Raw genomic sequence first — 24,548 nt, forward strand, 5'->3', positions numbered from 1 at the left:
TCTGAAACCGGAACCCGAAGGGTGAACAGCGATGAACGACATGAGCGACATTCCCGCCGTCATGACCGAAATCGGCCGTCGTGCGAAAGCGGCCGCAGCCGAGCTCGCCTTCACCCCGCCAGCCCGCAAGACCGCGGCGCTCGAGGCCGCCGCCGACGCGGTCTGGGCCAACCGCGCGCAGATTATCGATGCCAATGCGCAGGATCTGCAATTCGGCCGCGACAAGGGGCTGACCGACGCGATGATGGACCGCCTGCTGCTCGACGAGGGCCGCATCAGGGGCATCGTCGACGGCCTGCGCGCCATTGCCGGGCAGGACGATCCCGTGGGCAAGGTCATCGCACAGTGGGAGCAGCCCAGCGGGCTGCAGATCGAGCGTGTGCGCACGCCGCTGGGCGTTGTGGGGGTGATCTACGAATCGCGCCCCAATGTGACCGCCGATGCGGGTGCGCTGTGCCTGAAATCGGGCAACGCGGTGATCCTGCGCGGTGGCTCCGAGAGCTTCCATTCCTCGCGCGCCATCCATGCCTGCCTCGTCGAGGGTCTGGTCAAGGCCGGCCTGCCGGAGGATGCGATCCAGCTCGTGCCGACCCGTGACCGCGGTGCGGTGACCGAGCTTTTGCAGATGACCGACTACGTCGACGTCATCGTGCCGCGCGGTGGCAAGGGGCTTGTCGGCCTCGTGCAGCGCGAGGCGCGGGTGCCGGTCTTTGCCCATCTCGAGGGCATCGTGCACATCTACATCGATGCCTCGGCGGACCCGGTGAAGGCGTTGGCGGTGGTGCTCAACGCCAAGACCCGGCGCACCGGCATCTGCGGCGCTGCCGAGTGCCTGCTGATCCACCGCGACGCGGTCGACACCATCGGGCAGGGGGTGATCCGCGCCCTGATCGAGGCCGGGGTCGAGGTGCGTGCCGATGCGGCGCTTCAGGCCATCGAGGGTACTTCGGCGGCCAGCGAAGAGGACTGGGGCCGCGAGTATCTCGACAGCATCATCGCCGCGAAGGTGGTCGAGGACGAGGATGCCGCCATCGCCCATATCCGCGATTTCGGCTCGCATCACACCGACTGCATCCTCGCCGAGGACCCGGCGGCGGCCCAGCGCTTCATCGAGCGCGTCGACAGCGCGATCGTGATGGTCAACGCCTCGACCCAGTTCGCCGATGGAGGCGAGTTCGGCATGGGGGCCGAGATCGGCATTGCCACCGGGAAGATGCATGCCCGTGGCCCGGTGGGCGCCGAGCAGCTGACCTCGTTCAAATACGTGGTCCGTGCCGACGGCGCGCTGCGCTCCTGACCGTCAGGGCAGGGTGTCGGGTCAGGTCGTCGGGATGGTGGTCAGGAGATGGCCACCGACACCGCCGCCTCCCCGGTACTGACATCAAGCTTGCGCCCGCGCTCGGGCGCAAGCGCCCCGAGCAGCGCGAAATGCACCCGCGCCGGCGGCAAGTCGTCGGGCAGGGCGCCGCCCGAGAGCATGGCCCAGGCAGCGGCCTCTATGTTGAGCCGCGGCCCGGTTCCTGTGACACGCCAGCCGCCGCCGTCTTCGGCGACGGCGACCTTTCCGCCAAGCGGCAGGGCACTCTCGCAGCACAGCGCTGCGAGCATGGCAAGCTGCATGTCCTGGCGCTCGGCATCGCCGGAGGGCAGCCAGTCGATGCTGAGCCGGCCTCCGGCGCAGTAGCCCGCAAGCAGCTTGCGCGCCTCGGCCCCGCCGATCTGCTGATCCGCCGAGGCTGCGCCGAACGCCATGCGAAAGAGGTTGATGCGGGCGGTGGCGGAGCTGCAGCTCTGCGATATCAGCGCCATTTCTTCGGGGCCGGGCTGGCCCGCCAGCGCGATCAGCTCGAGCCCGTTCGAGATCGCGCCGACCGGGCTCACCAGATCGTGACAGATGCGCGACCCTACCAGACCGGCGATCCGCGCGCTATCGTTGCTCATAAGAGGTTCCTCACAGCATGACAGGGTGGACATAGGCATCATGGACGAACTCAACGCATTACTCGAGCCCGGGATGCTGGTCTCTCACCCGGAGCAGCCCGACTGGGGTGTCGGACAGGTGCAGTCCAATATCGGTGGCCGCATCACGGTGAATTTCCGCGAAGAGGGCAAGGTGGTGATCGATGGCAGCCGCGTCACCCTGCTGCCGGTCTTCGGAGACTGAATAGGCCATTCTCTTTAGGACAGGTCGTCTTAACGAGAAGTTAAAGCCACCGCGCCGCACTTGGCGAGGCGAAACCGGTTTTCCTTTGTTGTGGCCCGGATTATGAACGGGCGGAGAATGGGTAGAGGGGCGCGGATGGCTCTGGACGACGCTGATTTCACCGTGCGGCTGGCCAGCGACGAGGCCGATCTTCGGGCCGCGCAACGCCTGCGCTACGAGGTCTTCGTGGCCGAGCTCGGCGGTGGCGGGGCGATGGTCGATCACGACGCCCGGCTCGAGCGCGACCGTTTCGATCCGTTCTTCGATCATCTGATCCTGACCGATGCGTGTCGGGACGACGCGGTCGTGGGCGTCTACCGGCTGCTGCGCGACGATCAGGCCGAGGCGGCGGGGCAGTTCTATTCCGAGGACGAGTACGATCTGGCGCCGCTGCGCGCCTCGGGCCGGCGGCTGCTCGAGCTCGGACGCTCCTGCCTGCATCCCGACTACCGCGGCGGCACCGCGATGATGCACCTGTGGAACGCGCTCGCCGGTTACGTGCGCGCGCACGGGATCGAGATCCTGTTCGGCACCGCCTCGTTCCACGGCACCGACGTGGCGGAGCTGGCGCAGCCCCTGTCACTGCTGCATCATCGGCATCTCGCGCCCGAAGCGCTGCGGGTGCGCTCGAAGCACTTCCAGAGCATGGACCTACTGCCCGAAGATGCCATCGACCGCCGCCTCGCCATGCGCGACGTGCCGGCGCTGATCAAGGGCTACCTGAGGCTGGGCGGCGTGGTCGGCGAAGGGGCCTTCGTGGATCATGCGTTCAACACCACCGATATCTGCCTGGTGATGGACACCGCGCGGCTCAACGAGAAGGCGGCGGGGATTTACACGCGGGGCCGCGGATGAGCGGCCCGACCTGGCGCGGAGACGCACCGGAAGAGGTGCGGCTCTCCGCCGGAGACTGGGCGCGGGTGACGCTGCGCGGGCCCGCGCTGGTCCTGCTGATCGTGCTGGGCGTTCTGGTGAAGCTGCCACTGCGGCTGATCGAGCGCCCGCTTTGCGGCCAGCGCCGCCCGGTGACGCCGTGGATCACGCAAGGCGTCTCACGGCTGGCGCTCGTGATCCTCGGGATCGGGCTGGACACGCGAGGGCCGCGGCTGCAGGGCGCCGGGGCGCTGGTGGCCAACCATGCGAGCTGGCTCGACATTTTCGCGCTGAACGCAAGGCGCAACCTTTATTTCGTCTCCAAGGCCGAGGTCTCGGGCTGGCCCGGGATCGGCTTCCTGGCGCGGCTGGCGGGGACGGTGTTCATCACCCGCGACCCGCGCGCCGCAGTTGAACAGAAGCGGGTCTTCGAAGAGCGACTGCTGCACGGTCACCGGCTGCTGTTCTTCCCCGAGGGCACCTCGACCGACGGACAGCGCGTGCTGCCGTTCAAGCCAACGCTGTTCGCCGCCTTTTTCGGAGACCCCCTGCGCCACCAGATGGCGCTGCAGGCGGTGACGGTGATCTGGCACGCGCCAGCCGGGGAGGATCCGCGGTTCTATGGCTGGTGGGGCGATATGGGCTTCGGGCCGCATCTGCTCAAGGTGCTGGGCGCGCGGCGGCAGGGCCGGGTGGCGCTGGTCTATCACCCGCCGGTGCGGGTCGACGATCATCCCAATCGCAAGACACTGGCGGCCCATCTCGAGGCGCAGGTGCGCAGCGCCCATCCGATGGGGCACTGACCCGGGTCTTCGCTGTCATGCCAGAGGGATTGCGCCGCGGACTGCGTCCGCGTCGCCGGGGGGGGGCGCCGCTGGCGCGGCGCGCGGCCTGTGGCTCGGGTGCGTTTCCCGACGAACGCGTGTGCGCGTGGCGCCCTCAGCCCATCGCGGCGATGAGGTCTTTCAGCGCGGCGGCGGGATCGTCTTGCGACCAGATCTCCTCGCCGATGCCGAAGAAATCGGTCAGCGGGGTCAGCGTGGCGACCAGCTCGGGGGTAAGCCCGCCCTCGGCCACCACCGGCAGCTCGATCATCTGCGACCACCATTCGAAGAGCTCGGGCTCGGCCAGCGTGCCGTCGCCGAGGGAGGCGCCGCCCACCGGGCCGAACGAGACGTAATCGGCGCCGGTCTCCCCGGCGGTCATGCCGTCATGGCGCGAGGCCGAACAGAAGGCGCCGACGATGGCGTCGGGGCCGAGCTCCTTGCGGGCATGGCGCACCGAGCGCGCGCCGTCGGTCAGGTGCACCCCGTCGAGGCCCAGCCGTTGCGCCAGCACCACGTGGGTGTCGATCACCAGCGCCACGTCATGGGCATGCGCCACCTCGCGCACGGCATCGGCGGCGCGCATGATGCGGTCCTCGTCGCGGGTCGTCAGCGCCAGGCGGATGCAGGCGATCGGCGCCGCCTGCAGCACCGCGTCGAGCTGCGCCGGGAAGGCGGAGAGATCGAACTCCGGCGGGGTGATCAGGTAGAGCTGGGGCAGATCGGTGTCGGTCTCGGCCATGGGGGTATTCTCCGGAAAGCTCCGGCGTCCATACACCGAGTGACGGAGCGGTGCCAAGGGGCTGCCTTGTGGTGGCCGTTCGGTGGGGGGCAGCGTGGGATGCCTCCGGCGGGAGTATTTTTGACGAAGAGAAGATGGGTGCGACGTGGCGGTGGCGGTTCGGTGGGTGCCCGGCATGGTGCCGGTGGCGATGTCGGGGGAGCGCGTCCGGCGGGCGCGTCGGGACGGTGGGGTGGGACGTTTCTTGAGGTTGCGGACAGGGACGGGGGGCGCCGTGGCCGATGCCGGCTTGCCCTTGTTTTGCGGGGCGCTTAGGGATGCGCGCGAGACAAAGGAGAGGCCATGCCGAGCGATGTGAAACAGCCCGCCTTCGTGCTGGTGCGCCCGCAGATGGGCGAGAATATCGGTGCCGCCGCGCGCGCCATGTGGAATTTCGGGCTCGATCGCATGCGGCTGGTAAGCCCGCGCGACGGCTGGCCCAACCCGTCGTCGGTGGCCATGGCCTCGGGGGCGGGACGGCTGCTCGACGACGCGGTGCTCAGCGAGGACGTGGCCGGCGCGGTGGGCGATTGCGACCTGGTCTTCGCGACCACCGCCCGCCAGCGCGGCATGACCAAGCCGGTCTACTCGCCGGAAGAGGCAATGCGGGCCGCGGCCGAGCGCATCGCCCAGGGTGGCCGCGTCGCGGTGATGTTCGGCCCCGAGCGCGCCGGCCTCGAGAACGCCGACGTGGCGCAGGCCAATGCCATCATCTCGGTGCCAGTGAACCCCGAGTTCCCGTCGCTCAACCTCGCGCAATGCGTGCTGCTCTGCGGCTACGAGTGGCGCCGGGCCAGCGCCGAGATCGAGGCGCGGCGCGACGAGATGGCCGGCGCGGCCTGGGCCAGCGGCATCGAGGTCGAGAAGCTCGCCGAGCATTACGAGCAGCGGCTCGAGGAGGCGGGCTTCTTCTTCCCCGATCACAAGGCGCCGGCGATGAAGCTCACGCTGCGCAATCTCTGGTCGCGCATGCCGCTGACCAGCGAGGACGTGCGCACCCTGCACGGCATCCTGCGCCAGATGGTGCGCTGGAAGGAACGCGGCTGACGCCGCCTGCCGGAGCGTTGCGTCACAATGGCGCGCGCAGGTTGAAGCAAGACCGGGGCGGCCCTATCGTCCGCTCCACATCAAGGAGAGGTGAGGCATGGCCGGACAGCGAAAGCTCTTCGAGGAGGTCGGCGCGGAGACGCCGAAGGCGCAGCCCGCGGGCGGCATGATCGACAGGGGGCGCGGCGGCGCGCGCGGCGCCATCCGCGTCTGGCTGATGCTGCTCTTTGCGCTGGTCATGGCGATGATCGTGGTTGGCGGCATGACCCGGCTCACCGACAGCGGGTTGTCGATCACCGAGTGGAAGCCGGTCACCGGCGCCATGCCGCCGCTCGACGCCGCCCACTGGCAGGAAGAGTTCGAGCTCTACCAGCAGAGCCCGCAATACCGCATCATGAACAACCAGATGACGCTCGAGGAGTTCAAGAGCATCTACTGGTGGGAGTGGGGCCACCGCCAGTTGGGCCGGGTGATCGGGCTGGTCTGGGCGCTGGGATTCCTCGGCTTCCTCGTGACGAAGAAAATCCCCACCGGCTGGACCGGGCGGCTGCTTCTGCTGGGCGCGCTCGGCGGGCTGCAGGGCGCGATCGGCTGGTGGATGGTGGCCTCGGGGCTCGTGGGCGAGATGGTCTCGGTCGCCTCCTACCGGCTGGCGACCCACCTGGGCCTCGCCTTCGTCATCCTCGGCTTCATTGCCTGGTACACCTTCGCGCTGAAGCGGCCCGAGCGTGAGCTGATGCAGGCGCGGCGCGGGCGCGAGGCCAAGCTCTTTTCCATGGGCACGGGCCTGATGCACTTCGCCTTCCTGCAGATTCTGCTGGGCGCGCTGGTGGCTGGGATCGACGCCGGGCGCAGCTACACCGACTGGCCGCTGATGGCGGGCGGGTTCTTCCCGCCGCAGCCCTTCGACATCGAGCCCGTCTGGCGCAACTTCTTCGAGGACCCCGGACTGGTTCAGTTCATGCACCGCATGGCGGGATACCTGCTCTTCGTCTTCGGAATCGTGACTTGGCTCAGGGCGCGCAAATCCGCCAACCCCGACACCCGCTTCCGCTTCAACGCGGTGATGGCGATGATGCTGGTGCAGGTGGTGCTGGGCATCGTCACGGTGCTCTACGTGGCGCAGATGCACATCGCGATCACCCACCAGATCGGCGCCGTGGTGCTCTGGGTGCTGATCATCCGTGCCCGCTTCGGAGCACAATATCCCAAGGCTCAATCCATCCGGGGGACCGCCGCATGACCGCCTTCGAGACCCTGATGAACTTCCAGCGCGAGACCGGCGCGCTGGCGCAGGTCGCCGGCCGACTGGGCTGGGATCAGGAGACCATCATGCCGCGCGGCGCCGGAGAGCAGCGCTCGGACGAGATCGCCGCGATGGAGTCGGTTCTGCATGCCCGCCGCACCGATCCCCGTGTCGGGGAGTGGCTCGACGCCATCGACGCCGGGGCGCTGGACGACGAGGGCAGGGCGCAGCTGCGCCACATCCGCCGCTCCTACGAGCGCACCTTGCGGGTGCCGGCCAAGCTGGCCTCCGATCTCGCACGTCTGACCAGCCGGGCGCACCGGGTCTGGGCGGAGGCCCGGGCCGACGACAATTTCGCCGCCTTCGCGCCGGTGCTGCGCGAGGTGGTGAGCCTCAAGCGAGAGGAAGGCGCGGCGCTGGCGGCGGGGGGCGATGTCTATGACGCGATGCTCGAGGATTACGAGCCCGGTGCCACCGCTGCGCAGCTGGCCGGGATGTTCGGCGCCCTGCGCCCGCGCCTCGTGGCGCTGCGGCAGGCGGTGCTCGAGAAGCCGCAGCCCCGGGCTCTGCGCGGCCCGTTCGATGAGCAGGCGCAGATGACGCTGGCGCAGACCGTGGCCAAGACCTTTGGCTACGAGATGTCGCGCGGGCGGCTCGACAAGTCGGTGCACCCTTTCAGCTCGGGCTCTGGCGACGATGTGCGCATCACCACGCGCACCAACGCGCTCGACCCGTTCAACTGCCTCTACTCGACGATCCACGAGGTCGGTCACGCCTGCTACGAGCAGAACGTACGGCAGGCCTACCGCTTCACGCCGCTCGGGGCGGGCGTGTCGATGGGTGTGCACGAAAGCCAGAGCCGGATCTACGAGAACCAGCTCGGCCGCTCGCGGGCTTTCACCGGCTGGCTCTTCGAGCGCATGACCGAGGCCTACGGCGATCTCGGGCTCGACGGACCGGAGGCGTTCTACGCGGCGGTGAACCGGGTGCAGAACGGCTATATCCGCACCGAGGCGGACGAGGTGCAGTACAACCTCCACGTCCTGCTGCGCTTCGATCTGGAGCGCGCGCTGATCGCCGGCGATCTCGAGGTCGACGATCTCGAGGCGGCGTGGAACGAGCGCTTCCTCGCGGACTTCGGCTACGAGGTCGACAAGCCTTCGGATGGCGTGCTGCAGGATGTGCACTGGTCTGCGGGGCTATTCGGTTACTTCCCGACCTATTCGCTCGGCAATGTCTATGCTGGCTGTCTGCACGCGTCGCTGCGGCAGGCTGTGCCGGATCTGGACACACAGCTCTCACAGGGCGATCTGCGCGCGGCGACCGGCTGGCTGGCCGAGAACGTGCAGCAATATGGCGGGCTCTACGAGCCGCGCGAGGTCATCACCCGCGCCTGCGGCGGGGCACCGTCGGAGACCGCGCTGCTGGATTACCTCGAAGCGAAGTTCGGGGCGATCTACGGGCTTGACAGAGGCCTCTGCGCGGCGCGCGAATGAGACGCGCCGCGGGTGGCACATCATGTGCCGTGGCGGATGGTCAGGACGCGCTTGCGTCCGCTTCGGTGCCGTCGATGTCTTCGAAGCAGCGAATGATCCAGTCGACCGCGCGGCGCATCCCGGGATCGTTGCGGCGGCTCTCGTGGTAGAACAGCCAGCAATTCTCGGTACGCACCGGCGAGTCGGGAAACAGCGGCACAAGATCGGGGTCGCGCTGCGCGATCAGGTCGGGAAGCGGTCCGGGCAACTCGGTCACCTTCATCAGACGGTGCAGCGCCATCAGGCTGTCGACCCGCAGCTTCGGCTCACGGCCGAACTGGTTCTGCCCGTATTGCATCAGCGGATTGTCGTCATGGGCCTCTCCGAGCCCGGCCCAATCCTCGCCCGCGGGCGCCTCCGCGAAGCGATAGAAACGGAAATTCATTTCGCCGACCTTGCGGGCGATGATCCGGCCCTGGTCGGGACGGTTGTATTGCAGCACGAGGTCGTGGTCGCCGAGCCCCTCGCGGAAGATCCGGTCGGAGAAGTTCAGCCGCACGCCATCAAGCATTTCGGCGTGCTTCGTCAGGCCGGGGAACAGCACCAACGAGGACAGCGCGGGCAGGCTGCCGACATTGATCGTCACCGGCTCGGAGTCTGTGTTGGCGGCCTGCGTGTTCAGTGCTGCCTGCAACTCGCCGTCGAAGCTCTGTGCCAAGGTGATCAGCGAGGCCACGGCCTCGGACGGGCGCCAACCGTCAGAGGTCTTGACGAAGGCTGGCATCCCGAGGGTTTCGGAGAGTCGTTCGATCCGGCGCGACACCGTCGCGGTGTTGGTGCCGAGGCTCTTGGCTGCCGCGGTCATAGTGCCGGTCTTCGATAGCGCTACCAGAAAGCGCAGATCGTCCCAGTTGTTCATTGTCGTCTGCTCGGAACCCTACAGAAACAGGTGGATCATTAACCGCAAGGATATGCGGGCGGAGACAGACAGGGGCATCGGCTCGGCGCTGTCGGAATCGATACCAGACTATCTACTAAACACGTCTTTAAGATGCGTAATTTGTTTTTGCAATAGTGCCATTACATATCTGCAAGGGCGCTAAGGTCTTGATTGCGGGCAAGAGTTTATCAAAGTGAAACGCCCGCCGCTCCTGATGGAGCGACGGGCGTGGCTTTATCGCAATCATAATTCCCGTTAGCCGGGAGGTCTTTCTGATCGCTCCTCTTGAGCGGTCAGCCGAACACGGCGCCAAAGCTGCTGCGGAAGATCTCGGAGAGCTCCGACAGCGGCGCCTCGCTGCCGCCGAGCTTGACGCTGTCGCCGTGGAAGCGGCCGACGGTCTCGATGGTGACACCGGCCTGGCCGGCGGCAATCATCAGCGCTTCGGCGGCATCGAAGCTGCAGGCGATCAGGTAGCGGCCCTGGTCCTCGCCGAACAGCGCGGCGGTATCGGCGCCGTCGAGCTGGACGCCGACGCCCGAGGCCTCGGCCATCTCGAAGGCCGCCAGCGCAAGCCCGCCGTCGCTGAGATCGGTGCAGCACTTGATCCACTCGCGGTTGGCGCGGATGAACTCGCCGTTGCGCTTCTCCTCGGCCAGATCGACCGCCGGCGCGTCGCCGTCCTCACGGTTGAAGACCTCTGCCAGCAGGGCGGACTGGCCGAGATGGCTGCCGGTCTGGCCAACCATGAGCAGCACGTGGCCGTCGCGGGCATAGCCCAGGATCGGCTCCTCGTCGGCTGCGATCAGGCCAACTGCGCCGATGGTCGGGGTCGGCAGGATGCCCTGTCCGTCGGTCTCGTTGTAGAGCGAGACGTTGCCCGACACGATCGGCATGTCGAGCGCCGAGCAGGCCGCGCCGATGCCGCGCAGGGCCTCGACGAACTGGCCCATGATCTCGGGCTTCTCGGGGTTGCCGAAGTTGAGGTTGTCGGTGGTCGCCAGCGGCAGAGCGCCAACGGCGGTCAGGTTGCGATAGGCCTCGGCCACTGCCTGCTTGCCGCCCTCGACCGGGTTGGCCTTGACGTAGCGCGGGGTCACATCCGAGGTGAAGGCGAGCTTCTTGTCGGTGCCATGCACGCGGATCACGCCCGAGCCGAAGCCGGGGATGCGCATGGTGTCGGCCATGACCTGGCTGTCATACTGTTCGTAGACCCATTCGCGCGAGCAGTAGTTGGGCGAGGCGATCAGCGCCTTCAGCCCGTCGATCGGATCGATCTGCGGCACGTCGGCGAGCTCGGCTGCCGGCTCGGAGGGCTCCCACGGGCGGTCGTATTCGGGGGCGGACGAGGACAGCCGCGACAGCGGCATGTCGGCTTTCACCTCGCCGTTGTGGACGATGAGGAAGCGGTCTTCCTCGATGGTTTCGCCGACGATGGCGAAGTCCAGATCCCACTTGTCGAACACCGCCTTGGCCTCGGCCTCCTTGGAGGGGTCGAGCACCATGAGCATGCGCTCCTGGCTTTCCGAGAGCATCATCTCGTAGGCGGTCATGTTCTTTTCGCGCTGCGGCACCTTCTCGAGGTCGAGCCGCACGCCGAGACCGCCCTTGTCGCCCATCTCCACGGCCGAGCAGGTCAGGCCCGCCGCGCCCATGTCCTGGATCGAGATCACCGCGCCGGTCTGCATCAGCTCGAGCGTGGCCTCCATCAGGCGCTTTTCGGTGAACGGGTCGCCGACCTGAACGGTGGGGCGCTTTTCCTCGATCGTCTCGTCGAACTCGGCCGAAGCCATGGTCGCGCCGCCGACGCCGTCGCGGCCGGTCTTGGCGCCGAGATAGACCACCGGCATGCCGATGCCCGAGGCGGCGGAGTAGAAGATCTTGTCGGCATCGGCGAGGCCCGCCGCGAAGGCGTTGACCAGGCAGTTGCCATTATATGCCGAGTGGAAGCGGACTTCGCCGCCGGCGGTCGGTACGCCGAAGCAGTTGCCGTAGCCGCCCACGCCTTCGACCACGCCATGCACGAGGCGGCGGGTCTTGGGATGGTCCTTCTCGCCGAAGCTCAACGAGTTCATCGCGGCGATCGGGCGGGCACCCATGGTGAACACGTCGCGCAGGATGCCGCCGACACCGGTGGCCGCGCCCTGATAGGGCTCGATATAAGAGGGGTGGTTGTGGCTCTCCATCTTGAAGACCACCGCCTGACCATCGCCGATATCGACCACGCCGGCGTTCTCGCCGGGGCCGCAGATCACCTGCGGGCCGGAGGTGGGAAGGGTCTTCAGGTGGATCTTCGACGACTTGTAGGAGCAGTGCTCGTTCCACATCGCCGAGAAGATGCCGAGCTCTGTAAAGGTCGGCTCGCGATTGAGGATCTGAAGGATGCGTGCGTACTCATCCGGCTTGATGCCGTGCGCCTCGATCAGCTCTTCGGTGATGGCCGGTTCCTGCATGCTCATACCCCTCTGGCAATCCTGCGCGCTCTTTAAGGCAAGGGTGACGCAGTGGGAAGGGGGCTGAGGGCCGCTCAGGGCCGGGTTGCTGAGAAAAGGTTGATGCGGGCGGGGATATGGCAGCCGTCAGCGTCGTCATAGGCGGCGAAGGCGGTGCGCATGTGTTCGAGAAGCGCTGCGCGGTCGGCCTCACTGCCGTTCTTGGAGCGAAGCTGGGCCGAGATCGGGCCAATATACTGTGTCAGCTCCGCCGCCTCGGCGCTGCCGCCGGGCATCTCGAGCGTTGTGTCGACCACTCGCGCCTGCGGGGTGTCGAAGCCGGCCTGCGAGAGCAGCGCCCGGACCCGCGCGGCGTCGGCAAAGGCGGTGGGGCCGGGGGCGTGGGGATCACCGGGCTCGGAGGGGCCGAGTCGCTCTGCCGCGGCGCGCTTGGCGAGGTCGAACCACGGGTTGTGCTCGGCCGCCGCCCAGGCGGCGAATACCAGCCGCCCGCCGGGGCGCAGGTGGCGCTGGATGTTGGCGAAACCGGCCACCGGGTCGGCGAAGAACATCAGCCCCATCCGCGACACGCAGAGATCGAAGGGCGCGCCCTCATGTGCCCAGGTCTGGGCGTCGGCCACGAGGAAGTCCGGCGCGCAGGTCAGCCCTTCGGCGCGGTCACGCCCGACCTCGATCAACGGGGCCGAGATATCCAGCCCCAGCACGTGGCCCTCGGTCCCGACTTGCTGTCCGGCGGCGATGGCCACGGCCCCCGCGCCGCAGCCGATGTCGATCACCCGCTCGCCGGGGCGCGGAGCGGCGGCGTCGAGCAGGATGTCGCTGAGCCGCGCGTGCAGGGTATCGAGCTCGAGGTGCAGCCGCACCCAGTGCTGGCCGGGGCCGGTGGTCCAGAAGGCCTGCTGCCCCGCGTTCGGCCCGTCTGTCATGCTGTCGGTCATGTTTGCGCTCCCTTGCTGCGAGCCTACCCAGGAATCCGGATGGGCGCGGCCAAAAAAAAGGCCGAGCACAAAGCTCGGCCGAAGTCCAACAGGGAGGTATGAAGATGATGCGCGCTAGGGCGCTTCAAGCTTCATCTGCCGAATATGTTATCAGTTCTGAGTCGATCAAGGGAGAAGACGCCGCAGGCGCAGCATTGCCGCCATGAATGTGGCGCATAGCTCACACTTTTAGGGCGAGTTTAGTCCGCTCCCATAGCCCGAAGCTGACGGCGGTGGGCAAAGATTTCTTCCTGCACGAAGTCGCGGAAGGCCGCTACACGCTTGGAATGGCGCAACTCTTCCGGGTATGCGAGGAACACCGGCACCTCGTTGCTCTCGATTTCCGGGAGCACGCGGACCACCGAGGGGAAATCTTCGATGATGTAGTCGGGCAGAACCCCGATGCCGAGATTTGCGACCACGGCCTGCAACACGCCGAAATAGTTGTTGACCGTAAGCGCTGTCTGGATGTCGTAGGTCAGCAGCTCCTGCACCAGCAGCTTGCCCGCGGCGACCTGCGAGGAGGCGGGATTCTGGCAGATCAGGCGGTGCTGCGACAGCTCGTCGAGCGAGCCGGGCACGCCACGATCGGCGAGATACTCGGGCGAGGCATACATGCGCATCCGGATCGACATCAGCCGCTTGCGGATCAGATCGGCCTGGCTCGGCTCTTTCATGCGGATGGCGACATCAGCTTCGCGCATCGGCAGGTCGAGCACGCGTTCCTCGAGCATGAGGTCGATCTTCAGATCGGGGAACTTCTCATAGAGCTTGGTCAGGCGGGGAGCGAGCCAGAGAACGCCGAAGCCATGGGTGGTGGTGACCTTCAGTTCACCGAACACCTCTTCCTCGCTGTCGCGGATGCGCGCGGTGGCGGCATCGATGCGCTTCACCATCGAGGCCGTGGCATCGAAGAGCAATTCGCCCTGTTCGGTGAGAATCAGCCCGCGGGCATGTCGGTGGAACAGGGTCGTATTCAGCGACTCCTCCAGAGAGCGGATCTGCCGCGACACCGCGGATTGAGACAGATGCAGCGCATCGCCCGCATGTGTCAGGCTGCCCGCATCCGCAACCGCGTGAAAGATTCTTAGCTTGTCCCAGTCCATTTCGGTACCCATGCCTGCTCGCGGCGCCTGTATACGACAGATATCATAAATAGGAACCTATCCTTTCAGGACAGCCTGAAAACACGAAAAAAATGATATCAAGGTCAGCGATTTTGACCTATTATGTGGGGGATATGCCACGGGATGAGCGTTGGGAGGCGCGCATGACGAAGCAAGAGATCTCACTCCAAGACCGATTTGACCTCGAGAAGAGCCCGGTGCTGCTCAACGGCACCCAGGCGCTCGTGCGTCTCATGCTGATCCAGAAGGCGCGCGACGTCGCCGCGGGCCTCGACACGGCCGGCTACGTTACCGGCTATCGCGGCTCGCCGCTCGGCGCGGTGGACCTGCAGATGCAGCGGGCCGGGAAATATCTCGCCGCCGCCGACGTCACCTTTCAGGAGGGGCTGAACGAGGATCTCGCCGCGACGGCGCTCTGGGGCAGCCAGCAGGCCGAGCTGCGCGGCGAGGGCAAATATGACGGCGTGTTCGGGCTCTGGTACGGCAAGGGGCCTGGGGTCGACCGCTCCGGTGACGTGATGCGCCATGCCAACATGGCCGGGACCTCGCCGCATGGCGGTGTCATCATGGCAATGGGCGACGACCACACGGGCGAGAGCTCGACCGTGCTGCACCAGTCGGAATGGGCGATGGTCGACGCCTACATGCCGGTGGTCTCGCCGGCAGGCGTGCAGGAGATCCTTGATTACGGCGTCTATGCCTATGCGCTGTCGCGCTTCGCCGGCGTCTGGGTGGGGCTCAAGACCATGAAGGACACGGTCGAGGCCACCGCGGTGGTCGATGGCCGCCCAGACCGCATGTCGCTGGTCACGCCCGAATTCGAGATGCCGCCGGGCGGGCTCAACATCCGGCTCGGCGACACGCCGCACGAGCAGGAAAAGCGCATCATCGATTACAAGCGCTTTGCGGCGGAGGCCTTCTCGCACGCCAACAAGATGGACAAGCGCATGTGGGGCAAGCCCGGCGCCAAGATCGGTTTCGTCGCGGCGGGCAAGAACTGGCTCGATCTGGTGCACGCGCTGTCGCTGCTGGGCGTCGACGAGGCCGAGGCGGAGCGGTTGGGGATCACCACCTACAAGGTCGGCCAGACTTTCCCGCTCGACATGCTGGGCTTTCACGACTGGGCCGAGGGGCTCGACCTGATCGTCGTGGTCGAGGAGAAGCGCAAGCTGATCGAGGTGCAGGTCAAGGAGGCGATCTTTGACGACCGCCGCGGCCGCCGGGTCTATGGCTGGCACAAGGGCGGCGGCGCCGGCTCGATGCACGGGCCCGAGCTGTTCCCGACGCAGGGCGCGCTTGATCCGGTCATGATCGCCGAACGCCTCGGCACCATCCTGATCGACGAGGGCCGCGACACCGAGCGCCTCAAGGCTGCGCTGCAAACCCTTGCGGATGCGCGGAAATCCGACAATGCCGAGGATATCGCGGCGCGGCTTCCCTATTACTGCGCCGGCTGCCCGCACAACACCTCGACCAAGGTGCCCGAGGGCAGCCGCGCCTATGCCGGTATCGGCTGCCACTACATGGTGCAGTGGATGGACCGCGAGACCACCGGCTTCACCCACATGGGCGGCGAAGGCGCCAACTGGATCGGCGAGGCGCCGTTCTCCAAGCGCCCGCACGTGTTCCAGAACCTCGGAGACGGCACCTACAACCACTCGGGCGTGCAGGCGATCCGCGCGGCCCTCGCGGCAAACACCAACATCACCTACAAGATCCTCTACAACGACGCCGTTGCGATGACCGGCGGGCAGGCCAACGAGGGCGGGCTCACCGCCGACCGCATCGCCCGCGAGCTCGTCGCGATGGGGGTGCAGCACATCGCCGTGGTCTATGACGAGAAGGAGGACGTGAATTTCGACCTCTTCCCGCAGGGCATCGAGAAGCACGTGCGCGCCGAGATGGAGGCGGTGCAGAAACAGATGCGCGAGGTCGAGGGCGTCTCGGTCATCCTCTACATCCAGACCTGCGCCGCCGAGAAGCGCCGCCGGCGCAAGCGCGGCCTGTTCCCGGATCCGGACAAGCGCGTGTTCATCAACACCGATGTCTGCGAGGGCTGCGGCGATTGCGGCGTGCAGTCGAACTGCGTCGCCATCGTGCCGGAAGAGACCGAGCTTGGCCGCAAGCGCGTCATCGACCAGTCGAGCTGCAACAAGGATTTCTCCTGCCTCAAGGGCTTCTGCCCGTCTTTCGTGACGCTCGAGGGCGCCAAGGTCCGCAAGGGCGCGACCACCGAGCTTGCGCTGCCCGACATGCCCGAGCCGGCGCTGCCGCGGATCGACGGCACCCACAACGTGGTGATCACAGGCGTTGGCGGCACCGGCGTGGTGACCATCGGCGCGGTGCTGGCGCAGGCGGCGCAGATCGCAGGCCTTGGCGCGGGGATGATGGAGATGGCGGGGCTGGCCCAGAAGGGCGGCGCGGTGCATATCCACCTGCGGCTTGCCAACCGCCCCGAGGATATCTCGGCGGTGCGCGTGGCGATCGGCGAGGCCCATGCGCTGATCGGCGGTGACCTCGTGGTCAGCGCCGGGGCCAAGACACTGGGGCTGACCGCCTCGGGTCGCACCGGCGCGGTGGTGAACAGCCACGAGATCGTCACCGGCGAGTTCACCCGCGACACGGAGTTTGCCTTACCGAATGACCGGCTGAAGCTGGCCATCGAGGCGCGGATGCAGGAGCGCGCCAAGCTCTTCGATGCCACCGAGCTGGCCAAGGCGACGCTCGGGGACTCGATCTTCTCCAACATGATGATCCTCGGGGCCGCGTGGCAGCAGGGGCTCGTGCCGCTGCCGCATGACGCCATCGCCGAGGCGCTGCGCCTCAACGGTGCGGCGGTCGAGAAGAACCTGCGCGCCTTCGAGATCGGACGCTGGGCGATGCTGCATCCAGAGGCGGCCGCAAAGCTCCTGAGCCCCACGGTGATCGAGAAGCCCAAGACGCTCGAGGAGAAGATCGCCTTCCGCGAGGCGCATCTGACGGCCTACCAGAACACGCGCCTGGCCAAGCGCTATCGCCGCATGGTCGACCGGGCGGACGATGAGCGCCTGCGCGAGGCCATCGCCAAGGGCTATCACAAGCTGCTGGCCTACAAGGATGAGTACGAGGTCGCGCGGCTGCATCTCGACACCGAGGCCAAGGCGCGGGCGCAGTTCGACGGCGATTTCAAGATGAGCTTCCACCTCGCGCCGCCGCTGCTGTCGAAGACCGGCTCCGATGGCCGCCCGGTGAAGAAGGCGTTCGGCGAGGGGATGCTGCGCAACTTCCGCCTGCTGGCCAAGCTCAAGGGGCTGCGCGGCACGCCGTTCGATCCCTTCGGGCGGACTGCCGAGCGTAAGATGGAGCGGGCCTTGATCGCGCAGTACGAGCGCGACATGGACGAGGTCCTGCCCAAGCTCACCCCCGAGACCCATGACGCAATCGTGGCGCTGGCGGAGCTGCCGCTGAAGATCCGCGGCTTCGGCCCGGTCAAGGAGGCCAACGAGCGCGAGGCGGCCAAGCGCCGCGAGGAGTTGCTGGCGGTGATCCGCGACGGCGGAGGGGCGATGGCACGGGCGGCGGAGTGATCCGCCGCCGGCACCGTTCGGCCTAGGTCTACGGTCGCAATGGATTTTCGCGCCGAACCGCCGTAAGAGCAGACAATACCGCGCAACGAGTCGCGGGCTTGGGCAGTGGCGGCAGGAGACAGGCCGATGGCGGTTGGCGTATTCGATTCCGGGCTTGGCGGGCTCACGGTGCTGGACGCGGTGAGCAAGCGCTTGCCCGAGGTGCCCTTCGTTTACTTCGCCGACAGCGCCCACGCGCCCTACGGCGTGCGCGATGCCGACGATATCTACAACCTGACCACCGCTGCGGTCGAACGTCTCTGGGAGGCGGGCTGCGATCTCGTCATCCTCGCCTGCAATACGGCCTCGGCCGCCGCGTTGCGCCGGATGCAGGAAAGCTGGATCCCGCGCGACAAGCGGGTACTGGGCGTCTTCGTTCCCTTGATCGAGGCAATGACCGAGCGCCAGTGGGGCGACAACTCGCCTCCGCGCGAGGTCGCGGTGCAGCACGTGGCGCTGTTCGCCACGCCGGCCACCGTGCGCAGCCGCGCCTTTCAGCGCGAGCTGGCCTTCCGCGCCATCGGCGTCGATGTCGAGGCGCAGGCCTGCGGCGGGCTCGTCGATGCCATCGAGGAGGGCGACATGATCCTGGCCGAGGCGCTGGTGCGAAGCCATGTCGATGCGCTCAAGCGCAAGATGCCCTCGCCGCAGGCGGCGATCCTCGGCTGCACCCATTACCCGCTGATGCAGGAGACCTTCCAGGAGGCGCTGGGAGAGGATGTCGCGGTCTATTCGCAGGCCAACCTCGTGGCCGAGTCGCTGGCCGATTACCTGCAGCGCCATCCGGGGATGATCGGCACCGGTACCACGAGCCGGTTCCTGACCACCGGCGATCCGCGCAAGGTCTCGGGCCACGCGACGCGCTTCCTGCGCCGCGAGATCACCTTCGAGGCGGCGTGACCCGCACCGCAAAACCGCGTCCGCTCGCCGCAATTTGATCTGCAACACTTACATGCGCGCCCTTGAATGCCATATAGTCTAGGCTGACAGCGCGGAACGCATCGGGCAGGCTGGCGCCGTCCGGTCGGAAGAGGAGAAACCATGTCGCTCAAATCGCTCAAGAAGCAGCGCCGTATCCAGGTGGTCGCGCTGGCTGCGGTCGCGCTGGTGGTCTCGACGGTGCTGATTGGCTACGCAATGCGCGACGGCATCAACTTCTTCCGCTCCCCCAGCCAGGTGATGGAGGAGCCGCCCGCGCCGAACGAGACCTTCCGCATCGGCGGCCTTGTCGAGGGTGGGACGCTGATCCGTGGCGAGGGCCACGAGATCCGCTTCAGCGTCACCGATGGGGGCGCCTCGGTACCGGTGGTGTTCGCCGGCGTGCTGCCCGATCTCTTTGCCGAGAACCAGGGCATGGTGGGCACCGGGCGCTATGTCGAGGGGGTCTTCGTGGCCTCCGAGATCCTCGCCAAGCACGACGAGACATACATGCCGAAAGAGGTCATGGACGCGCTGAAGGAGCAGGGCGTCTACCAGGATCCCAACAGCTGAGGCTAGGGGCGCGCTGTCGAGATGGGTGCGTTTTGTGCAGACGCGCGAACGTTCGCGGCGCGGAATCAAGGCCGAAGGCCGCCGCGCATCGGTCATGCTGGAAGCATGCCTTCGGCATGACCCGCCCCCGGGCCGGCGATTTGGTTGTGCCGGGTGCACAGCTTCGAGGTTCTTCGGACTTGGCTGATATAAATCGCGGGATTCCACGGAAGGATCGCCACCCCGCGGACCGGCGATGCGCGGCGGCGTCCGAGTTCGGAGCTTCCTGCGATTTAAAAGCGCTCGGTGCGGAGCGTAGAGCGCCTTCGGACCTTCCGTTCCATGCCCCGTCACAGGCTACACAGGCAGCGCGGTGTCCCGCGGCTCGGCGATGCGTGGCGGCGTTGATGCGCGAAACGCCGCAAGAGACCGCCCGCCAAAAGAAAAAGGCGGGCCCGAGGGCCCGCCTTTCCAAGTCTTACCAAGAAGACCGGATCACGCGTTGGCTTCGCGGATCTTGTCGGCGGCATCCTTGTTGTACTCGACCCCGCTCTGTTCGAAGAGCTGGTCGAGCTCGCCCGAGAGGGTCATCTCGGTGATGATGTCGCAGCCGCCCACGAACTCGCCCTTGACGTAGAGCTGCGGGATGGTCGGCCAGTCGGAATAGTCCTTGATGCCCTGGCGGATCGCGTCATCGGCCAGCACGTTCACGTCGTGGAAATCCACGCCCATGTAGTTCAACACCCCGGCCACGCGGCTCGAGAAGCCGCATTGCGGCATGGTCTTGGTGCCCTTCATGTAGAGCACCACGGTGTTGGACTTCACCGTCTCGTCGATCATCGTCTTCGCGTCGGTCATATCTCTCTCCTATCTGCGCGGTGCCTTGGCACCGGCTGGCCCCGCGCGGAGCGGGGCCGGTATTTTCCAGAACCCGGACCGGATCATCGCGGCGTGCCGCCGACGATCCGGGCGCGGGCGTCAGTCCGTGGTCAGTCCGGCGCCTTGGTGGTCAGCGCCAGCGCGTGCAGTTCGCCATGCGCCCCGTCCATCTTGCCCTTGAGGGCGGCATAGACGGCGCGCTGCTGCTGGACGCGGTTCTTGCCACGGAAGCTCTCGTCGATCACCTCGGCGGCGTAGTGGTTTCCGTCACCGGCAAGATCGGTGATGGTGATCTGGGCATCGGGAAACTCGGCTCGGATGAGCTGTTCGATTTCCGTCGCTTCAATGGCCATTGGGGCGTGTCTCCGCTGTCGTCCGTTCCCCCAAGATGTAAGCTCCGTGCGAAGCGGGTGCAAGCAGGCGCTTGGCCGGGCACGGGCCGGATCAGGCGGCGAGGTCGATCCAGACCGGCACGTGATCGGACGGCTTGTCGCGGCCGCGGATGTCGCGGTCGATCTGCACGTCGGTCATCAGGTCTGCCGCCTGCGGGGTCAGCAGCAGGTGGTCGATGCGGATGCCATTGTTCCGCTGCCAAGCGCCGGCCTGATAATCCCAGAAGGAATAGTGGCCGGGGCCCTGAGTGCGGGCGCGGAAGGCCTCGGTGAAGCCGAGGTTCAGGATGCGGCGGAAGGCGGCGCGGGTCTCGGGGAGGTAGAGTGCGTCCTCGATCCAGGCCTGGGGCTTGGCGGCGTCCTCGGCTTGAGGGATGACATTGTAGTCGCCCGCCATCACCGCTGGCATCTCGCTGGCCAGAAGTTCGCGGGCGCGGGCCTCGAGCCGTTTCATCCACGCAAGCTTGTAGTCGTATTTCGGCCCAGGCACCGGGTTGCCGTTGGGCAGGTAGAGCCCGCAGAGCCGCACCGCGTGGCTCTCGCCTATCACCGTGGCCTCGATCCAGCGCGCCTGTTCGTCCTCGTCATCGCCGGGCAGGCCGCGGGTGACATCCTCGAGCGGCAGCTTCGACAGGATGGCGACGCCGTTGAAGCTCTTCTGGCCGTGGGTTTCGACTTGCCAGCCGCGCTCCTCGAAATGCTCGCGGGGGAAGGCCTCATCGACAGACTTGATCTCCTGCAGCAGCGCGACGTCGGGCTGCGCCTCGTCGAGCCAGTCGGTGAGGGCGCCGATGCGCGCCTTGATGCCGTTGATGTTGAAGGTGGCGATCTTCATTTGGCCCTCCGAAATTTGAGCAAGCTATCGCCGAAGCGGAGCTCAGGGGCAAGCCCAGCGCGGTTTTCAGCCGACGATTCGGGGCCGTTTCCGGGGTGAAAAGCAGGTTTCAACAAGTCGCAAAAACTTATCCACAGAAAAGATTCCCCTGTGGACAACTTTGAATTGTGTTTTTTCTGTGTCTTTTAGGTCTTAATGTGCATGTGGATAACTCGTGTATAATTCAACCCTAACAAGAAACTATATTGCCAGAAACATGCATTGGAGGAAACCCTGAGCGTGCCAAAACGCAAACGCTACACCAGGAAGGGTTACCCCATGTCTGCACAACTCAAGCATGAAATCATTGAAGAATTCGCCAACGACTTCGGCGGCGACATGTTCGGTGGGGAAGGTGCCTCGATGTTCACCTCCTGCGCCGCACCCGAAAGCTTCGGCAGCGCACTGACCGGCGAGGCTGTGGATATGTTTACCTCTTGCGCCGCACCGGTGACCGGCTCCGCTGCCACAGGTGAGGCAACCGGCCTCTACACGTCCTGCGCCACGCCGCTGACCGGCTCGACCGCGACCGGCGAAGCCACCGGCCTGTTCACGTCCTGCGCCGAGCCCAAGGCTTCCGAGGCCCTGACCGGCGACGCGGTGGAAATGTTCACCTCCTGCGCCGCGCCGACCACCAGCTCGACCGCGACCGGCGATGTCGTGGGCCTGTTCACTTCGTGTGCCACCCCGACCACCGGCTCGACCGCGACCGGCGAAGCCACCGGCCTGTTCACCTCCTGCGCCGAGCCGAAAGCGTCCGAGACCCTGACCGGCGATGCCGTCGAGATGGTCACCTCCTGCGCCGCTCCGACCACCAGCTCGGCCGATGCCGGCGACGCGGTCGAGATGTTCACCTCCTGCGCGACCCCGACCACCAGTTCGGCTGACGCAGGCGACGTGACCGGCCTGTTCACCTCCTGCGCCGAGCCGAAGGCCTCCGAGGCCCTGACCGGCGACGCTGTCGAGATGGTCACTTCCTGCGCGGCTCCCCGCGACAGCCGTGCCGTCAACGGTGAAGTCACCGGCTCCTTCACCTCCTGCGCATAAGCCAGGATGCCATCGCTGCGGGCGTCTTATGGGGATGAGACGCCCGCGTGCGGCCGGAAACAGAAAGACACAGGGAAATCAGTCATGACCAACGTTATCGCACTTCGCCCGAAGGCCCCCGTCGCGTCGCAGGATGCCGGAGTTGCAGCGCTCGTGAAGAGCTTTGCCACCAGCCGGCGGCGAGAGGATGACGTGTTCTGGCTGAAGGAAAACGCAGAGCTTCTCAACATCCTGGAATGCACCGGGACCTACGTGCCCCGGGCCGCGCTGGCGCCGCTGCGCGGGTTCTACAAATCGGTGGAAGACCGCATGGCCTTCTTCCCGCAATACTACCGCTTCCTGCTCTCGCTCACCCTCGATCTCGAGGATCTGGGCATGGAGGGCGACACCGGCGCCAAGCTCACCGAGCGCGCCGCGCGCCACGGCTTTGCCGATGCCGAGCTTTCGGACCTGCAGCGCATGGAAGCCCGCCGCCTTCTGGCCCGCCGCGGCCATGTGAGCGAGGATGACGAGGGGCTGGCCGACCGCCTGCGCGCCTTCTGCGCCCGTTCGCAGACCTTCGCTCTGCCGAACAAGAAGGCCGCCTACGAGCTGACCCACATCGTGTTCTACCTCAGCGAATACGGCCGTCAGGATCCCGGCCTTGACGAGGAGGCGATCAACAGCCTCTACTTCGCCGGCAACCTGGCCTATCTGGACCAGAACTCCGACCTGCTGGCCGAGATCTGCATCGCCCTGCGCTATGCCCGCGAGGTGCCGCCGCCGCTTTGGACGATCTGGCTCGACCGCGAGACCCATCTGTTTACCGTGGAGAGTGGCGAGACCGTCTCGGTCGCCGATGATTACCACGACTTCCTCGTCTGCAACTGGCACGCCTCGGTGATCGGCGGCAAGCCGTTCCACAAGCCGCTGGAGGGCGGGCGGATGCGCTTCCAGCGGGCACAGCGCGTCGCGCCGCTGCGCGAACTGTCGGAAGCGCTCTTCGCCGAAGGCTCTGCCCGCAGCGCCGACTGGGCCGGGATGCGCGAGCGCATGGGGGCGCGGCTGTCGCCGCAGACCCTCGATGTGGTCGACCAGCTTGCCGATCATTCCCCGCGCTTCGACGCATTCTTTGAGGGCTTTGCCCGGGCAGGTAACGCATGAACGGGACACGCACAGCCATCGTGGGCGCTGCCCTTGTCGCGCTCTACACCGGTGCCATCGCTGCGGCGGACGGCATCACCAAGCTCATCGCCGGTGGCTACGCCGCGCCGCAGCTCTTCGCGCTGTCGGCGGGGCTCGTGCTGCTGATGTCCCTCGGCGCGTCGCGCAAGAACGGCGAGACGCTGCGCACCACCTGCCGCGGCGCCATGGCGTTGCGCGCGTTGCTCACCGTGGTTTCGGCGCTGAGCTTCTTTCAGGCCTTCCGCCTGCTGCCCTTCGCCGATGTCTTCCTGTTCATCGCGCTGGTGCCGCTGATCGCCGCCGCGATGTCGGGCCCCGCGCTCGGCGAGCCGGTGCGCCCGGCGGTCTGGATGGCGCTGCTGCTCGGCGCGGGCGGGCTGCTCTTCGTGATGCCGGCAGGCGAGCTTTCGCTCGATCCGGGCCACCTCTGGGCGTTGTTCGCCGCCTTCACCGGCACCGGCTCGATGATCGCCGCGCGCTACATCGCCCGCATCGAGCGCGTGCCGCTGGCGCAGGTGTTCTGGCCGAACCTCGCGCTGATGCTGAGCATGGCCGTGGCGCTGCCGTTCGTCTGGCAACCGATGCCGCTGGCGGATCTGGGCTGGGTCGTGACCTACGCGGTGTTCCTCTTCGCGGCCCGCTGGCTCTCGGTCGAGGCGCTGCGGCTGCTGCCGGCTTACGTGGCAACGCCGCTGATGAACCTGCAATTCGTCTGGATGGTTGTGATCGGCTGGTTCGGCTTCGGCGAGATTCCCGCCGTGGGCACCATGCTGGGCGTCACGCTGGTGGTCGGCTCGGGCCTGTGGCTGATCTTCGACGAGGCGGTGACACAGGAGCGCCGCAGCTCGGCCAACGCCTGATCATCTGAGAAAGATCTATCCCGCCCCGCAGCGCCAAGCCGCTGCGGGGCGGTTGCGTTTTGAGCGAAAGGGATTGGGTCGGGTGCTCAGGCGGCGTGGCCTTGCAGCACCTCGAGCGGCACGATCTCGAGCGCGCGCATATGGGTCGCCTCGAGCGAGACCTTGGGGGCGCAGCCCTCGTCATGCGCCTGCAAGAAGCGCGCAGCGCAGAGGCACCACGGGTCGCCGGGCTTGAGGCCGGGGAAGTGAAACTCGGGGCGGGGCGTCGACAGGTCATTGCCGACATAGGCGGAATAGGCAAGAAACTCGCC

General features: G+C 66.8%; 23 protein-coding genes. 13 read left to right on the plus strand and 10 right to left on the minus strand.

All coding sequences use genetic code 11. From position 1 onward, the window contains the following. Positions 1 to 31: 31 nt before the first annotated feature. Positions 32 to 1,297: a glutamate-5-semialdehyde dehydrogenase gene (locus R2601_RS14490; protein ID WP_007799633.1), complete on the plus strand. Its 1,266-nt coding sequence runs from the start codon at positions 32 to 34 to the stop codon at positions 1,295 to 1,297. 41 nt (positions 1,298 to 1,338) lie between these two features. Here the strand turns inward: R2601_RS14490 and R2601_RS14495 are convergent, their stop codons facing one another. Then, entirely contained in the window at positions 1,339 to 1,941 is a 603-nt protein-coding gene (locus R2601_RS14495; protein WP_007799635.1) for a histidine phosphotransferase family protein, read from the minus strand. A gap of 40 nt (positions 1,942 to 1,981) precedes the next feature. Here R2601_RS14495 and R2601_RS14500 point away from each other — a divergent pair, with 40 nt between their 5' ends. From R2601_RS14500 to olsA, 3 genes are all read left to right on the plus strand, one after another. Beyond that, the gene (locus tag R2601_RS14500) at positions 1,982 to 2,164 is read left to right on the plus strand and encodes a DUF3553 domain-containing protein (RefSeq protein ID WP_007799637.1); all 183 of its coding nucleotides are present in this window, start codon (positions 1,982 to 1,984) and stop codon (positions 2,162 to 2,164) included. Positions 2,165 to 2,299: 135 nt separating this feature from the next. Further along, positions 2,300 to 3,058 (plus strand): L-ornithine N(alpha)-acyltransferase, encoded by a 759-nt coding sequence (olsB, locus tag R2601_RS14505; RefSeq protein WP_007799639.1) that lies wholly within the window; start codon positions 2,300 to 2,302, stop codon positions 3,056 to 3,058. Then, on the plus strand, positions 3,055 to 3,879 hold the full coding sequence (gene olsA / locus R2601_RS14510) for a lyso-ornithine lipid O-acyltransferase (protein ID WP_007799641.1): 825 nt from the start codon (positions 3,055 to 3,057) through the stop codon (positions 3,877 to 3,879). Before olsB ends, olsA begins: the two co-directional genes overlap by 4 nt. A gap of 136 nt (positions 3,880 to 4,015) precedes the next feature. Here olsA and R2601_RS14515 read toward each other — a convergent pair whose 3' ends face one another. Continuing rightward, positions 4,016 to 4,642 carry a thiamine phosphate synthase gene (locus R2601_RS14515; protein WP_007799643.1) on the minus strand — a complete coding sequence of 209 codons (627 nt, stop codon included), beginning with the start codon at positions 4,640 to 4,642 and terminating at the stop codon, positions 4,016 to 4,018. A 342-nt stretch (positions 4,643 to 4,984) separates the two neighbouring features. On the opposite strand from R2601_RS14515, the gene R2601_RS14520 reads away from it, so the two are divergent. The 3 genes from R2601_RS14520 (at position 4,985) to R2601_RS14530 (ending at position 8,470) form a co-directional block, all read left to right on the plus strand. Then, a complete protein-coding gene (locus R2601_RS14520) occupies positions 4,985 to 5,728 on the plus strand; it encodes an RNA methyltransferase (RefSeq protein ID WP_007799645.1) in 744 nt (247 codons plus the stop codon). Positions 5,729 to 5,825: 97 nt separating this feature from the next. Beyond that, positions 5,826 to 6,971, plus strand: coding sequence for a heme A synthase (gene ctaA / locus R2601_RS14525; protein ID WP_007799647.1), 1,146 nt, complete (start codon positions 5,826 to 5,828; stop codon positions 6,969 to 6,971). Further along, complete coding sequence (locus R2601_RS14530; protein ID WP_007799650.1) at positions 6,968 to 8,470, plus strand: carboxypeptidase M32; 1,503 nt, start codon at positions 6,968 to 6,970, stop codon at positions 8,468 to 8,470. Before ctaA ends, R2601_RS14530 begins: the two co-directional genes overlap by 4 nt. Before the next feature lie 40 nt (positions 8,471 to 8,510). On the opposite strand, the gene R2601_RS14535 is transcribed toward R2601_RS14530, so the two are convergent. The 4 genes from R2601_RS14535 to R2601_RS14550 form a co-directional block, all read right to left on the minus strand. Continuing rightward, positions 8,511 to 9,368: a LysR family transcriptional regulator gene (locus R2601_RS14535; RefSeq protein WP_007799652.1), complete on the minus strand. Its 858-nt coding sequence runs from the start codon at positions 9,366 to 9,368 to the stop codon at positions 8,511 to 8,513. A gap of 314 nt (positions 9,369 to 9,682) precedes the next feature. Continuing rightward, a complete protein-coding gene (gene purL, locus R2601_RS14540) occupies positions 9,683 to 11,842 on the minus strand; it encodes a phosphoribosylformylglycinamidine synthase subunit PurL (protein WP_040545402.1) in 2,160 nt (719 codons plus the stop codon). A gap of 74 nt (positions 11,843 to 11,916) precedes the next feature. After that, positions 11,917 to 12,780 (minus strand): class I SAM-dependent methyltransferase, encoded by an 864-nt coding sequence (locus R2601_RS14545; protein WP_007799654.1) that lies wholly within the window; start codon positions 12,778 to 12,780, stop codon positions 11,917 to 11,919. 239 nt (positions 12,781 to 13,019) lie between these two features. Then, the gene (locus tag R2601_RS14550) at positions 13,020 to 13,925 is read right to left on the minus strand and encodes a LysR family transcriptional regulator (RefSeq protein WP_007799655.1); all 906 of its coding nucleotides are present in this window, start codon (positions 13,923 to 13,925) and stop codon (positions 13,020 to 13,022) included. A gap of 164 nt (positions 13,926 to 14,089) precedes the next feature. On the opposite strand from R2601_RS14550, the gene R2601_RS14555 reads away from it, so the two are divergent. The 3 genes from R2601_RS14555 (at position 14,090) to ccmE (ending at position 19,042) form a co-directional block, all read left to right on the plus strand. After that, the gene (locus R2601_RS14555; protein WP_040544753.1) at positions 14,090 to 17,512 is read left to right on the plus strand and encodes an indolepyruvate ferredoxin oxidoreductase family protein; all 3,423 of its coding nucleotides are present in this window, start codon (positions 14,090 to 14,092) and stop codon (positions 17,510 to 17,512) included. A gap of 126 nt (positions 17,513 to 17,638) precedes the next feature. Further along, positions 17,639 to 18,451 carry a glutamate racemase gene (gene murI / locus R2601_RS14560; protein WP_007799657.1) on the plus strand — a complete coding sequence of 271 codons (813 nt, stop codon included), beginning with the start codon at positions 17,639 to 17,641 and terminating at the stop codon, positions 18,449 to 18,451. Between the two features lie 141 nt (positions 18,452 to 18,592). Continuing rightward, positions 18,593 to 19,042: a cytochrome c maturation protein CcmE gene (ccmE, locus tag R2601_RS14565; protein ID WP_007799658.1), complete on the plus strand. Its 450-nt coding sequence runs from the start codon at positions 18,593 to 18,595 to the stop codon at positions 19,040 to 19,042. Positions 19,043 to 19,516: 474 nt separating this feature from the next. Here ccmE and grxD read toward each other — a convergent pair whose 3' ends face one another. From grxD to xth, 3 genes are all read right to left on the minus strand, one after another. Beyond that, on the minus strand, positions 19,517 to 19,879 hold the full coding sequence (gene grxD, locus R2601_RS14570; RefSeq protein ID WP_007799659.1) for a Grx4 family monothiol glutaredoxin: 363 nt from the start codon (positions 19,877 to 19,879) through the stop codon (positions 19,517 to 19,519). Positions 19,880 to 20,010: 131 nt separating this feature from the next. Further along, on the minus strand, positions 20,011 to 20,253 hold the full coding sequence (locus tag R2601_RS14575) for a BolA/IbaG family iron-sulfur metabolism protein (protein WP_007799660.1): 243 nt from the start codon (positions 20,251 to 20,253) through the stop codon (positions 20,011 to 20,013). Positions 20,254 to 20,344: 91 nt separating this feature from the next. Continuing rightward, the gene (xth, locus tag R2601_RS14580; protein ID WP_007799661.1) at positions 20,345 to 21,127 is read right to left on the minus strand and encodes an exodeoxyribonuclease III; all 783 of its coding nucleotides are present in this window, start codon (positions 21,125 to 21,127) and stop codon (positions 20,345 to 20,347) included. Positions 21,128 to 21,445: 318 nt separating this feature from the next. On the opposite strand from xth, the gene R2601_RS14585 reads away from it, so the two are divergent. The 3 genes from R2601_RS14585 (at position 21,446) to R2601_RS14595 (ending at position 24,237) form a co-directional block, all read left to right on the plus strand. After that, entirely contained in the window at positions 21,446 to 22,213 is a 768-nt protein-coding gene (locus R2601_RS14585) for a DUF6749 family protein (RefSeq protein WP_007799662.1), read from the plus strand. An 84-nt stretch (positions 22,214 to 22,297) separates the two neighbouring features. Further along, the gene (locus R2601_RS14590; RefSeq protein ID WP_007799663.1) at positions 22,298 to 23,356 is read left to right on the plus strand and encodes a DUF6902 family protein; all 1,059 of its coding nucleotides are present in this window, start codon (positions 22,298 to 22,300) and stop codon (positions 23,354 to 23,356) included. Then, positions 23,353 to 24,237, plus strand: coding sequence for a DMT family transporter (locus R2601_RS14595; protein WP_007799664.1), 885 nt, complete (start codon positions 23,353 to 23,355; stop codon positions 24,235 to 24,237). Before R2601_RS14590 ends, R2601_RS14595 begins: the two co-directional genes overlap by 4 nt. A gap of 86 nt (positions 24,238 to 24,323) precedes the next feature. Here R2601_RS14595 and R2601_RS14600 read toward each other — a convergent pair. Then, positions 24,324 to 24,548: DUF2237 family protein (locus R2601_RS14600; protein ID WP_007799667.1), on the minus strand; the 225-nt coding region annotated here is incomplete at its 5' end.

This window comes from Salipiger bermudensis HTCC2601 (genome assembly GCF_000153725.1).
Classification (GTDB): Bacteria; Pseudomonadota; Alphaproteobacteria; order Rhodobacterales; family Rhodobacteraceae; genus Salipiger; species Salipiger bermudensis.